Below are 13246 nucleotides of genomic sequence, written 5' to 3'. Positions count from 1 at the left end.
ATTCACAATTATTATACATTTTATGCCCACACACCAAGGAGGAATTCAACATGAAAGTAGCAGTTATCGGATGTACACACGCAGGTACGGCAGCCATAGTCAACACAGCTAAATGTTATCCAGATGCCGAAATTACGGTCTATGAGCGTAATGACAATATTTCATTTTTATCTTGTGGTATTGCACTGTATGTAGGTGGTGTCGTCAAAGATCCGCACGGATTGTTTTATTCGTCCCCAGATCAACTGGCTGATATGGGTGTAGTGACCAAGATGCTTCATGAGGTAACGAGTGTAGATACAGCGGGCAAGACGCTGCATGCACGTAATCTCCAAACCGGTGAGGAATTTACGGATACATTTGATAAATTGATTGTGACTACTGGATCGTGGCCAATTATTCCGAAGCTGGAAGGCATTGAACTTGATCATATTTTGCTCTGCAAAAACTATAATCATTCGAATGAAATCATTGAGAAAGCCCAGCACGTACAGAACATTACTGTCGTGGGAGCTGGATACATTGGTGTTGAGCTTGTAGAAGCTTTTCAAATGAACGGTAAGAACGTAACGCTGATCGACAGTGCTGATCGTATATTGAATAAGTATTTAGACCATGAGTATACAGACCGGATTGAGAATTCCCTGAGAGAACATGGCATTAAGCTGGTACTTGGCGAGACAGTAAGTCGTTTTGAGGGGACTAACGGTAAAGTAAGTAAGGTCGTGACCTCCAAAGGAGAATATGAAACAGAGCTTGTTATACTCTGTATCGGTTTCCGACCTCAAACGGATCTGCTCAAAGGTCAGGTAGATATGTTGCCTAACGGTGCGATCATTGTGGACAATTATATGCAAAGTAGCTGCCCAGACGTGTTTGCAGCAGGCGACAGTTGTGCAATTCGTTATAATCCGACTGGCAAAACAGCTTATATCCCATTGGCGACCAATGCGGTTCGTATGGGTACGCTGGTGGCGCGTAATCTGGTACAACCTACCATTGCCTACATGGGAACACAAGGAACCTCGGGTATCAAAATTTACGAAGATAATATTGCGGGAACAGGAATGACGGAAGCCGCAGCAACGGACGAGGGGATGACTGTAGAAGCTGTAACCATTGAGGACAGCTACCGTCCTGAGTTTATGCCGACTTCTGAAAAGGTGTTGCTGAAGGTTGTATATGAGCAGGAGACACGGAGAATTGTTGGGGCACAAATTATGTCGAAGGTCGATTTGACGCAATCCATTAACACCCTGTCTGTAGCCATTCAAAATCATATGACCATTGATCAGTTGGCCTTTGTCGATTTCTTCTTCCAGCCGCACTATAACAAGCCTTGGAATTTCCTGAACGCGGCAGGTTTGCAGGCATTGCCTACAATATCCGAACGGAACCCAGTTACTGTATAATCCGATTTGTCTGTGACATTGTTCATAAGTTTGTCAACAATCTGAAAGCGTACGGATGAATCCTTATAGTACAATATAGAGAGCATAAGGATTAGGGGGAGAAGTAGATAATGGGTTTGTTTTATATCCTTTTTCTTGTAGTTGTCGCAGCCATCGGTCTGGGCGGAGTACTTTGGTTCTTGAAAGCCGTTGAAAAGGAAGAATATAATTAAATGTAAAGCGCATAGCACCGCAGTAGCAGTAGATGTAATAAAATAGAAAGACAGTCCTTTTTCGAGGGCTGTTTTTTTTATAGCTGAGAAAGTGATTTTTTTCACAAACAAAATCACTGATTTTAAATAAAATATGAAAGAAGAATATTTTGTTTAAAAGATATTAAAGGAGCGGGGGCAGATGGCAAGCTATAAACCGGGGCAAATTGCCGAAAAGACGGTGGAAACAGGAGTGGCCAAGGCGAACAACCCGTGGACTGTGGCGGTGGTATTGGGATTTTTGGCAGGTGCATTTATTGCACTCGGGTTTTTGCTGGATATACGCGTTATTGCAAGTGCACCTAAAGAATGGGGAAGCATTGCTACCTTTATTGGAGCTGCGGTGTTCCCTGTAGGTCTGGTGTTAGTTTTGATAGCTGGTGGGGAATTGCTGACCGGCAATATGATGGCAGTCCCTTTGGCGAGATGGGCAGGGCGAATTAAGACAGGGGCCATGCTTCGTAATTTGGCAATTATTACGCTCAGTAATTTTGCAGGTGCATTATTTGTTGCGTTTTTCTTTGGGCATGTTCTAGGCTTGACCGAAACGGGTCCTTACCTGGATAAAGTGGTGGATATGGCAGGACATAAGCTGCATGAAAGCTTTTTGCAGTCTTTTATATCAGGTATAGGATGTAACTGGCTCGTAGCACTGGCTGTATGGATGGCATATAGCACAGACTCTATCGGCGGCAAAATTATGGGAATTTGGTTCCCGACCATGGCCTTTGTTGCTATTGGATTCCAGCACGTTGTTGCCAATATGTTTCTCATTCCGGCGGCTATATTTGCAGGTCATTTTTCGTGGGCAGAGTATGTTATGAATTTCATTCCGGTCTGGTTGGGGAATTTGGTAGGAGGCAGTCTGTTTGTGGCTGGAGCCTACTGGCTGGCCTATCTGAAAAAAACTCAAGCCAACACACATTCCGTGAATGAACCTCAAACTACTTCTTCAGTTACATCCAAGCCGTTGAGTGATCATGCATAATCACGTTACTTTATGAAGCAATAAACAAAGCAAATCCGCCATGACAGGCCCGGGGGAACGAAACCTGTCATGGCGGATTTTTTTGGGAGTGGTCCATGATTTGGCATGGAGGATGAGTGTGCTCTCGTCCATAATGCCTTGATCTCTTTTACCCTGGGTATGTAATGATGAAACAGAATGATAAAAAAATAATTATACTTTTTAAAATTCCGTTTTGCTCTATGCAGCAGACGGATTTTTTTATATTTTGGAGAGCTACTGTGTGGTAAAATCCTTCTCTTGCCATAGGCCAAAGCTGTAGATATGATAAGAACAGTGTAATTTTTGGAAACGGTAACGGAAAGGAGCATTTAACCATGGATCATCGCAATAGCGCGCCTCTTGAGGCCACACTTCAACAAAATTTACAAAGAGGACAGCGGATGACGGAGCAGCAGAATGGTATTTTTCCGGCTGTATGCCCGTTGGATTGCCCGGATACGTGTGGGCTCCTGCTTCACAAGGAAGATGGAAAGATAGTCAAGGTGACTGGTAATCCGGATCATCCCATTACCAAAGGGGCTATATGCAACAAAGTCCGCAATATGACCGAGCGCGTATATGATCCGGATCGGGTGCTTTATCCGTTGAAGCGTGTAGGTGCCAAAGGGGAAGGGAAATTTGAACGAATTAGCTGGGAGGAAGCGGTCGATACCATTACAGGTCGGTTCAAGGAGCTGATACGTACGGATGGACCGGAATCCATACTCCCCTACAGCTTTTATGGCAATATGGGCGTATTGAGTGTGGATGGAATGGATCGTCGCTTTTTCAATGCACTGGGTTCAAGCCAGCTGGATCAGACAATTTGTAGCGTGGCTGGGAATGAAGGCTGGGCATCCGTTATGGGGTTTAAGGGCGGCACGAGCCCGGAGGATACAGAAGATGCAGATCTCATTATTGTATGGGGTGGAAATGTCATTAGCACCAACATGCATCAGGTCGTATTGGCTGAGAAAGCACGTAAAAAAGGTGCTAAGGTGGTCGTAATTGATGTTCATCGCAACCGGACGGCGCAATGGGCGGATTGGTTCATTCCATTATATCCGGGTACAGATACGGCGCTTGCGCTGGGGGTTATGCATGTACTGTTTGATCAGGGACTGACAGACGACGAATTTTTACATCGCTATACTGTAGGTCACGAGGAACTGCGCGAGCATGTTAAGACCTATACACCAGAGCGGGTTTCGCGGATTACCGGCGTGCCGAAAGAGGATATTATCCGTTTGGCGGAAATGTACGGAAAGGCGCGAGCGGCCTATATCAATATTGGAAATGGGCTTCAGCATCATGATAATGGCGGTATGAACGTACGCGCAGTTACATGCTTGCCTGCACTCACTGGACAATGGTTGAAGCACGGCGGAGGAGCGTCGCGCTCCAATGGCGCTTATGCCAAGATTAACAGCGCCCATCTGGAGCGTCCTGATCTGCGACAGAACCCGGATGCCCGGGTGATCAACATGAACCGGATTGGAGAAGCGCTGCTACAAAAGGAACAGCCGATTAAGGCGTTATTCGTATATTGTAGTAATCCAGTAGTTGTAGCACCCGATTCGCAACGGGTAACGGAGGGATTTGAACGAGAGGATCTGTTTACGGTTGTTCATGACCTGTTCCTTACTGATACGGCCTGCTATGCAGATATTGTGCTGCCTGCTGCGTCTTCTTTTGAAGGAACAGATCTATACAAATCGTACTGGCACCACTATATCCAGATGCAGAAGCCTGTTATTGATCCGCTAGGGGAAAGCAAAAGCAATTATGAGCTATTTAGCCTGCTCGGACAGGCAATGGGCTTTGATGAAGCTGTCTTTACGGAAAGTGAAGAGGATATGATCGCAGGCGCGCTTGATAATCCAACGAACCCTTATCTCAATGGTGTAACCTTGGATGCCTTAACAAAGTCGCCTTTTGTAAAGCTCGATATGACGCCAAAGGCTACTTATTTGGAGCGTTTAACTACGCCTTCAGGCAAGATAGAGTTGTATTCGGAAAAGATGAAACAAGCAGGTCTGCCTGCATTGCCCTCCTATGTACCGCTGGTCGAAGGGTATGACGGAGAGCATCGGCCGCAAGCGGATGATCGTTTTCCATTGATGTTTGTTTCACCGCCAAACCATAATTTTTTGAATTCTACATTTGCTAATTTGCCCAAACATCAGCGCTTGGAACGGGAGCCCTTGCTGCAAATTCACCCGGAGGATGCTCAGGCAAGAGACATCGCAGATGGTGATCCGGTTATCGTCTGGAATGACAGGGGAATGTATGAATTGAAAGCCAAGGTCACCGATCTGATGCTGCCCGGCACGGTGATTAGCCAAGGATTATGGTGGAAAGGCAAAGGACGCAGACAGCGCGCCAATGCGTTAACCTCTGACCGGCTGTCGGATATGGGGCAGGGGGCTACTTTTTTCTCAACGGTGGTGAATGTGAAGCGCCAATGAGAAACTGCCTTTCATGGCGCCAGGTGCAAAAGGAGAAGCAAAACATATGAAATGGTTGGAGTCTTATCCGAAAGAAGTAAAAGTATTTCTCATTGCCAGCCTGATTAATTCCGCCGGAAGTTCCCTCATGTGGCCGCTCGTTAGCATGTATGTATTTGACGAACTGAACCGTAGTATGGAAGACGCGGGGATTGCAATTTTAGTGCAGTCTTTAGGCGGAATTTTTGGTCAAGTGCTGGGCGGAGCCCTTTATCATCGTATTGGAGCCAAGCAACTGATTGTCGGCTCACTGGCCATGAATGCGTTGGGACTTCTCTCGCTTCCATTTACCAGTGGTCATTGGGTGGCTTTTGTCATCATGATGGGCTTTATCGGCTTTTTTAATGTGGTATCTGTGCCTGCGATTCAGGCCTTTGTAGGTTTTCGTTTTGCTGACCGGCGTGGAGAGCTGTTTAATATCATTTATGTCGCGAACAATATTGGGGTGGCACTCGGAACGGGACTGAGCGGCGTTCTGGCCGACCTTTCCTATCAGCTCAGCTTTGTGATGAACGGGGTGACTTCTGCGGTATTTGCTGGATTCTTCTGGTCTTATCTAAGCAGGGTAGATCGGGAAGAGGGAGAAGTCCAGCTCAGCAAGTCTGTGATGAAAAAAGAAGAAGTACCCGCTCGGTTGCTGTTTCGTGATACCAGGCTGTATCTCTTTGTGGGGTTAGGCTCGCTTTTTTTATGGTTCGGCAATTCGATCTGGAATACGGGAGTCTCTCCCCATATTATTGAACAGGGCTTGCCTAAAACGATGTATGGATTATTATGGACGTTGAATGGTATTCTCATTTTTGCCGCACAACCTATTATTTTCTGGATCAAACGACTGTACGCTCATCACGCTTCTGCGCAAATGACATGGGCTGGAGGATTTTATTTGGCAGCTTATATTGTCATACTGGGCACACAGAACTATACTGGGATGATATTCGCTATGGTACTGGCGACTCTGGGAGAAATGCTGATTGCACCTGCGGTTCCAGCATTCCTGTCTGATTATGGAGGTCGGGGCGCACCCTTTTACATTGGACTTGTGGGGGGCATTGGTGCAGCCGGACGGGTGATGGGACCTTATTTTATGGGGAAGTTGTATGATGGCGGTGGGTTACCTCCTACACTTTGGCTGGCAGCGGGCGTAGCGGTGTTGTCGATTCTATTTTTCGTCCTGCATAGCTGGTTGAATCGTTACCGTCACAATATGGGTGATTTTGATACTTCTTCCAAGGTGGACGTTCCCAGTTCTTAAGTCCTAATAAAAGTTCAGTAATGAGCTGCGATTATGGTACAATAAGTGACGAATGGTTGTAGTTATTGCTTCAGGAAAGCCTTCACAGGAAGGATTGAAAGGAATTGTTTACAAGTCAACCCTTGACGATACGTCATTCGGAGATGAAGGATGCTCCTGATCTGATTGCGCTGGATGAATTGGTATGGAATGAACGCACGGCTCCTGCTTCGCTGTCATGGAAGTCGCGCGGAGAGTTTCTGCGCAATACGCCTCCAGGCTCTCAACTGGTCGCCATCGAACAGGAAGTGCTCTGCGGGTATATTGGATTTCGTCCTCCAACGCTGTTGGCTAGTAATTGTCATGTACTCGAAATAAATATAGCTGTGCGTCCAGACTATCATCGCAAAGGTATTGGGACGGCGCTCATGAACTCCATGAAGGAGATTGCGGCTGCGGAGGGCATACGCAAGTTAAGTTTGCGTGTACTCTCCTGTAACACGGAAGCCCTTATGTTTTATGAAAAATGTGGTTTTGCAATTGAAGGGCGACTGCATGAGGAGTTTTATATCGCAGGTCAATTTGTGGATGATGTTCTAATGGCCTATTTCTTAAAATAGACCGGAGGATACAGACAGGCAGCAACATTCGGTTGTGATGTCCAGCTCATAATCAACAACGCCGCAGACCTGATCAGGCCTGCGGCGTTGTTGTGCAGTACAAGGCTATCGAAGTTGCTTCCATTCATTCTGGAGCATACCATACACTGCGTGGTTCATATAGCCATCTGGCAGCAACTCTGCTTCGCGTACAATGCCTTCGAGCACAAAGCCCAGGCGTTCTGGAATACCGCGGCTGCGGCGGTTTGTCGTTGCACAACGGATTTCGACCCGATGCAAGTCCAACTCCATCAACGCATATTCGACGAATACGCGGCAGGCACTGGTCATGAGACCCTGTCCTTCGTAACCGTGCCCAAGCCAGTATCCGATGCTAACCGAACGGTGAGCCCAATTGATCTCATGGTAGCTGATGATGCCAGCAAGCTCGTTGTCTATCCAAATTCCAGCGGTCAGGCTACCGTTCTCTGCGGCTTGTTTCAAGGCGCCTTGCACGAACTGCTCTGTATGGCTGATTTCCGTGGTGGAGTCTACCCATGGAAGCCATTGACGCAGACGGTCACGGGACATTTCGATCAGCTCAAACAGAGGCTGCACATGCTCCTTGGTGAGCGGCCGAAGGACTGTGCGTTCGTCCAACGCATATGTAAACATGATTAATCCCCTCTTTCACTCGGAAAATCGCTAAACCAGCCAGTCTAGCATTTAATCCCATGCTACCTTATTCTGCGAGAGTCGTCAAAAGGGAGAGGAAGCTTCAAATTTTATAGGTCCCACCCGGAACCGCCCCTGCTCGTATACATATTTCAGATCCAAATCCCCTACAAATTCGCTTGGCGATACGCTACCGGATACAGTGGCATGGAGTGGGAATTGTTCGGCGTCATACATTACAACAGAGCTAAAATCGAGATGCTTTGTAAACTGGGCTGGATCATCGTAAAATACAGACGCTTTGGGGTCCATCGTGTGTGTAGTACCGTCAATCATAACAGCGATATGTACCTGGCGGTTGTGGTCACGTAGCTCCACGGAGCTGTGTACTCGCTGGGATACAGCATTTTCCGCTGATTCAACGGCATATTCCTCCATTGTCTGTACGTTAACAATATGCAACTCCTGCAATTCCACACCCGTTCCCGAGGCACGCGTGAGAATAACAACGGCTTCACGGATCCCGTCTTCGTTTACATCTCTGTAAAATAACTGTGGTGCGGTGGAAATATCCGCCGAGCCCGACCACTGGAATGTGCGGCGCTGCTGGCCGATTTCCAGTACGGCTGAATGAAAGAGCCTCTGAGACGGGCTCACGGCATATAAGCGGACAGATGAGTCTTCTGGCGCGCTGGCCAGCGGATGAGATAATGCAGTTTCGGTCACCATGCTTGAAGAAGGATGATCGGTAGTCATAACGGAAGAGGATAGTAGCATAGACAGCAGGATGACGATCAACAGCTTAAACACGGGTGGGTCTCCTTTTCCGGTAAAATAAAAGATATATACACTATAACGAATTTATTTGCCGAAAATGTTAACTCTTTTTCATAACTTGCATCTTTTTTTGCTGAAGAGAGCATCCCGATTTTCATTTTATTGAGTTATGCGGTGTGAAAGGGTATATTTAAGGGAACAGGTTGTATACAGATTATACGGAAGAAAGGTTGATTAGTGTGGAGAAGCCGATTACTCCCCCCAATTTTATTAAAAATGTTATTGAAGAGGATTTACGTACGGGTAAGGTCAAGGAGGTTGTTACACGCTTTCCACCTGAACCCAACGGATATTTGCATATTGGACATGCTAAAGCCATCTGGATCAATTTCTCGTTGGGAGATGAATTCGGAGGACGCACGAACCTGCGTTTTGATGACACCAATCCGGCGAAGGAAGACACGGAATATGTGAACTCCATTCAGGAGGACGTGAAGTGGCTTGGTTATGAATGGGAAGAAAAACATTTTGCTTCCAATTACTTTGAAGAGATGTACAAGCGTGCTATCCTGCTGATCCAAAAGGGGAAAGCCTACGTAGATGACCAAAGTGCGGACCAAATCCGTGAAACGCGCGGAACACTGACAGAACCGGGACAAAACAGCCCCTATCGGGATCGCAGTGTGGAAGACAATCTGAAGCTGTTTGAAGAGATGCGTGCAGGCAAATACCAGAATGGTGAAAAGGTGCTGCGTGCCAAGATTGATATGGCTTCGCCAAACATCAATTTGCGTGACCCAGTTATTTACCGCATTTCACACACGGCCCATCACAATACAGGCGATACCTGGTGCATCTATCCGATGTATTCCTATGCTCATCCGCTGGAAGATGCAATTGAGGGCGTAACCCATTCGCTTTGTTCGCTGGAGTTCGAAGATCAACGCCCACTGTACGATTGGGTTGTAGCTGAATGCGAGATGGAAAACGTACCTCATCAATACGAATTTGGACGGCTAAATCTAGCTCAAACGGTAACCAGCAAACGTAAGCTCAAGCTTCTGGTTGATGAAAAACACGTAGACGGCTGGGATGACCCGCGGATGCCAACCATTTCCGGTTTGCGTCGTCGCGGCTATACGCCAGAGGCCATTCGCAGCTTCGTATATGAGACAGGCATTTCCAAAGCCTACGGAGTCATTGATTTGCAGGTGCTGGAGCATTTTGCACGTGAGGATTTGAAGCTTAAGGCTCCTCGTACGATGGCAGTTATAGATCCGTTGAAGGTGGTCATTACGAACTATCCTGAAGGACAAGTGGAAATGCTGGAGGCGGAGAACAATACAGAAAATCCGGAGCTTGGAACACGCCAAATTCCGTTTTCTCGTGAGATTTATATTGAGCGTGAGGATTTCATGGAGAATCCGCCGAGCAAATACTTCCGTTTGTTCCCTGGTAATGAGGTGCGTCTCAAACATGCTTACTTCATTAAATGCAACGATGTCATTAAGGATGCGGACGGTCATGTAACGGAGATTCACTGTACCTATGATATAGAAACCAAGAGTGGATCGGGCTTTACGGGACGTAAAGTGAAAGGTACAATCCATTGGGTTGAGGCTACTCAGGCTGTTCCGGCTGAATTCCGTTTGTATGAGCCATTGATTAACGCAGAGGAACCAGAGGTGCTGGAAGAGGATGGATCGGAAAAAACATTCCTTGATCAATTAAATCCGAACTCTTTGGAAATTGCTCATGGCTATGTGGAGCGGAATATGAAAGAAGCACAATCGCAGGACAAGTTCCAATTTTTCCGTCATGGTTATTTCAGTGTAGATCCCAAGCTTTCCAAACCGGGTGAGCCTGTATTTAACCGTGTGGTATCATTGAAAAGCTCTTTCCAATTGCCTAAGCAATAAGACGTTGGAAACAGTGGGACGGATGGTTGCTTCGTGCGACCAAGTGAAAAAGGAGTCTGCCAACGGCAGACTCCTTTATTTTACGCACAACCGTTCTTCAGAGCATGACCATTGACTTGGAGACACTCTATTGTCGTTGTGGTGCTTCTTCTATTGGTTTATGCTCGCCTGGTTTGTGCTCGCCGCCATGCCCTGGCTGGTAGCCGTTCTTGTACAGCATATACCACATGATAGCGAATCCCGCAGAGCCCAGCAGGGCGAAGAAGACACCTGCATGGTACATCATTTCACCGCCGAAGTTCTGGAATAGCCAACCGCCAGCAAAACCTGCTACGATACCGGATATACCACTCCAAGTCAAGGTATATACGGCCTGTCCGGATGATCGGTATGCTGCAGGAGTGAACAGGACGGTCAACTGGGTGCCTACATAGAAATATCCACCGAAGGTGACACAATGAAGTGCCTGAATGAACACAATCTGGATCGGGTCTGTAGCCAGCGCCATGAGTTCCCAACGTAAGGCAAACAGCAAACTGACGAGTGCCAAACAGCCGACCATCACGGTCATTTTTTTCCTCAAGAAGCGATCAAACAGTAAAAAGACAATAATTTCGAATACCGATGACATAAAAACGGCAAAACCAAGCATCAGCTTGGACCCACCCAGTTCGGTGATGTACAAGGACATAAAGGCGCCGTTGATTGAATTAGGAATTGATACAAGGATGCCTAACAAAATGAAGGATATGAAATATCCGTTTAATATAATACTGCCAAAGCCACGCAAATGAATGGTTGCCGTCTCCACAGTGCTTTTCAGTGGTGGAATTGCCAAAGTGCAGATCAATGCAGCCAGAAGAAGTATCGTAAAGATAGTCGATATACTGGATACTCCTGTGTGGTCAACAACGATGCCGGCAACTGCCGCAGTCACAGCCCAACCGAAGGAACCCCATATGCGAAATGAACCAAATTTCCGGTCCGTGCCCTCAATATAACTGAGAATCAGGGTATTGCTTTGGGCAAATAACGGGCTTTGAAAAAAGTAAAAGCCAATCATCGACACATAAATCATGACATACGTGTGAACATGAAATAAAGCTTGGAGCAGTAACAGTGTACCTATAATCATAAATAGTAGGATACGTCGGAGATTTCGGCTGCGGTCGCTTGTATATCCCCAGAAAGGATTCGCGAATACAGATACAAAAGGTCCGATGGCCATCAGACTCCCGATTTCCAGCTTGTCCATGCCGATATCTTGTAGATACAACGGAAAGAAGCTGGAGAAAATGACCATAGCTCCATATAGAAAAAAGTTATATAGCTTTAGGGAATATAGGGGAGTCTCTTGAATTTCTCTCTTTTGCAAGACAAGCCATTCCTTTCTTAGCCCGATAGAGAACTACGCACCGATGTCGATCTGTGGGAATGTTCTTTATTCCAATGTATCATGTGTTGAAAGGGTTAACAAACCAATAAAATTACAATTATGTAAATTTCAATTTTGTCCAAAATTCCATATGAATATTTGTGATTGTTTTTAGAAAAAAAGGAGGAGTTTTCCGTGGAAGTGACTGGTATTATCATCGCAGGAGGACGTTCCAGCCGAATGGGACAGGATAAGGCCCTGCTTGAGATTGAGGGAGCTACTATGCTTGAACGGACATTTATTACCTTACATCAGGCGGTCCAACGGGTGGTAGTAGTCACTCGTGACGATCAAGAATATGGACTGAGCGGTATTGAGACTATATCTGATATCTATCCGGGTATGGGACCCTTGAGTGGTATTCATGCAGGCTTATCTGCATCTACTACCGAATGGGGAATAGTCGTGGCCTGTGATATGCCTTTTGTACAGCTGGAAGTGCTGCAAGCCTTGCTCGTTTTAACTGAAAAGTGGGCGGCACCCAAAGAAGCAGCGGAATCACCACTGCAAGCGGTAATTGCTTCTGTGGCTGGACGTATGCATCCTTTGCTGGGAGTGTATCATCGGAGCATACTGCCATCTGCTGAGGAACGTTTGCGGAATAAACGGCTCCGTCTCACCGAATGGTTGGAAACGTTGAATGTTCGTTATGCCACTATAGAGGACATGCCGGGAGTGACAGAGAATATGTGGCACAATGCCGTGTTCAACATGAACAATCCTCAGGATTACAAGCTTGTGTTAGAGCAGTTCCGGAAGGATTAGAAGCATTTAGAGAATATTAAGCAATGAATTTGGGGGAGTACATAACATGCTGGAAGCTATTATTCATGCCGTTTTATTGGCATTGGGATTGATTTTGCCTTTAGGGGTACAAAATGTATTTGTGTTTAATCAGGGGGCGTCCCAGTCGCGGTTTCGCAATGCCTTGCCTGCGGTCATTACAGCGGGTATCTGTGACACCATTCTGATCACGCTTGCCGTTGGGGGTGTATCCCTTGTTTTGCAGCAATTTCTATGGCTCACGAATGTGCTTTATGCGGTGGGCTGTTTGTTTTTGCTGTATATGGCTTGGACTCTTTGGAGGTCCAAGGCTGCTTCCTCGGGAGAAAGCCAGCCGATGCTGCCGAAACGCCAGATGATCTTTGCCGCTTCGGTATCGCTACTGAATCCACATGCCATACTTGACACGGTTGGTGTAATTGGAACCAGCTCCCTTCAATATAACGGCGGGGAACGTTGGGCCTTCGGTCTGGCTGCCGTGTCAGTATCGTGGATATGGTTTGTGGGTCTGGCAACGGCGGGCCGGCTTGTAGGACGTATGGATTCAGAAGGAAAGTTTGGTACTATGCTCAACAAAATATCGGCACTGATTATTTTGGGTCTGGCCATTTATATGGCGATAACTTTTATGACTAGTATGTGACC

11 protein-coding genes are annotated in these 13246 nt (G+C 46.6%); 8 read left to right on the top strand and 3 right to left on the bottom strand.

What is annotated here, in order from left to right; translation table 11 throughout:
• Positions 1-50 precede the first annotated feature (50 nt).
• From HFD99_RS09195 to HFD99_RS09175, 5 genes are all read left to right on the top strand, one after another.
• Entirely contained in the window at positions 51-1412 is a 1362-nt protein-coding gene (locus tag HFD99_RS09195; protein ID WP_016822845.1) for an FAD-dependent oxidoreductase, read from the top strand.
• A gap of 393 nt (positions 1413-1805) precedes the next feature.
• The gene (locus tag HFD99_RS09190; protein WP_016822847.1) at positions 1806-2651 is read left to right on the top strand and encodes a formate/nitrite transporter family protein; all 846 of its coding nucleotides are present in this window, start codon (positions 1806-1808) and stop codon (positions 2649-2651) included.
• Between the two features lie 356 nt (positions 2652-3007).
• Positions 3008-5140, top strand: a complete 2133-nt coding sequence (locus tag HFD99_RS09185; RefSeq protein WP_123797748.1) for a molybdopterin-containing oxidoreductase family protein — start codon at positions 3008-3010, stop codon at positions 5138-5140.
• Positions 5141-5186: 46 nt separating this feature from the next.
• Positions 5187-6434, top strand: coding sequence for an MFS transporter (locus HFD99_RS09180; protein WP_123797747.1), 1248 nt, complete (start codon positions 5187-5189; stop codon positions 6432-6434).
• Positions 6435-6538: 104 nt separating this feature from the next.
• Complete coding sequence (locus HFD99_RS09175; protein WP_016822850.1) at positions 6539-7033, top strand: GNAT family N-acetyltransferase; 495 nt, start codon at positions 6539-6541, stop codon at positions 7031-7033.
• 105 nt (positions 7034-7138) lie between these two features.
• Here HFD99_RS09175 and HFD99_RS09170 read toward each other — a convergent pair whose 3' ends face one another.
• Together HFD99_RS09170 and HFD99_RS09165 are read right to left on the bottom strand one after the other, a co-directional pair.
• On the bottom strand, positions 7139-7687 hold the full coding sequence (locus tag HFD99_RS09170) for a GNAT family N-acetyltransferase (RefSeq protein WP_013373475.1): 549 nt from the start codon (positions 7685-7687) through the stop codon (positions 7139-7141).
• Positions 7688-7771: 84 nt separating this feature from the next.
• Positions 7772-8497 carry a copper amine oxidase gene (locus HFD99_RS09165; protein WP_123797746.1) on the bottom strand — a complete coding sequence of 242 codons (726 nt, stop codon included), beginning with the start codon at positions 8495-8497 and terminating at the stop codon, positions 7772-7774.
• 206 nt (positions 8498-8703) lie between these two features.
• Between HFD99_RS09165 and HFD99_RS09160 the strand changes: the two genes are divergently transcribed.
• Positions 8704-10383 carry a glutamine--tRNA ligase/YqeY domain fusion protein gene (locus tag HFD99_RS09160; protein ID WP_025366028.1) on the top strand — a complete coding sequence of 560 codons (1680 nt, stop codon included), beginning with the start codon at positions 8704-8706 and terminating at the stop codon, positions 10381-10383.
• Positions 10384-10510: 127 nt separating this feature from the next.
• Here the strand turns inward: HFD99_RS09160 and HFD99_RS09155 are convergent, their stop codons facing one another.
• Positions 10511-11758, bottom strand: a complete 1248-nt coding sequence (locus HFD99_RS09155) for an MFS transporter (RefSeq protein WP_016822853.1) — start codon at positions 11756-11758, stop codon at positions 10511-10513.
• A 195-nt stretch (positions 11759-11953) separates the two neighbouring features.
• On the opposite strand from HFD99_RS09155, the gene mobA reads away from it, so the two are divergent.
• Together mobA and HFD99_RS09145 are read left to right on the top strand one after the other, a co-directional pair.
• Positions 11954-12583, top strand: coding sequence for a molybdenum cofactor guanylyltransferase (gene mobA, locus HFD99_RS09150; RefSeq protein WP_123797745.1), 630 nt, complete (start codon positions 11954-11956; stop codon positions 12581-12583).
• Between the two features lie 46 nt (positions 12584-12629).
• Positions 12630-13244, top strand: a complete 615-nt coding sequence (locus HFD99_RS09145) for a LysE/ArgO family amino acid transporter (protein ID WP_123797744.1) — start codon at positions 12630-12632, stop codon at positions 13242-13244.
• Positions 13245-13246 lie beyond the last annotated feature (2 nt).

Source organism: Paenibacillus sp. EKM301P, from assembly GCF_011800295.1.
Lineage (GTDB): Bacteria > Bacillota > Bacilli > Paenibacillales > Paenibacillaceae > Paenibacillus > Paenibacillus polymyxa.
Note: the sequence above shows the minus strand (reverse complement) of the source record. Positions and strands in the feature narration are given on the sequence as shown.

What these genes read in the sequence shown, in the direction of transcription:
- HFD99_RS09195 (WP_016822845.1), top strand. Translation starts at nt 51, where the DNA reads ATGAAAGTAGCAGTTATCGGATGTACACACGCAGGTACGGCAGCCATA.
- HFD99_RS09145 (WP_123797744.1), top strand. Translation starts at nt 12,630, where the DNA reads ATGCTGGAAGCTATTATTCATGCCGTTTTATTGGCATTGGGATTGATT.
- HFD99_RS09170 (WP_013373475.1), bottom strand. Translation starts at nt 7,687, where the DNA reads ATGTTTACATATGCGTTGGACGAACGCACAGTCCTTCGGCCGCTCACC.
- HFD99_RS09180 (WP_123797747.1), top strand. Translation starts at nt 5,187, where the DNA reads ATGAAATGGTTGGAGTCTTATCCGAAAGAAGTAAAAGTATTTCTCATT.
- HFD99_RS09190 (WP_016822847.1), top strand. Translation starts at nt 1,806, where the DNA reads ATGGCAAGCTATAAACCGGGGCAAATTGCCGAAAAGACGGTGGAAACA.
- HFD99_RS09185 (WP_123797748.1), top strand. Translation starts at nt 3,008, where the DNA reads ATGGATCATCGCAATAGCGCGCCTCTTGAGGCCACACTTCAACAAAAT.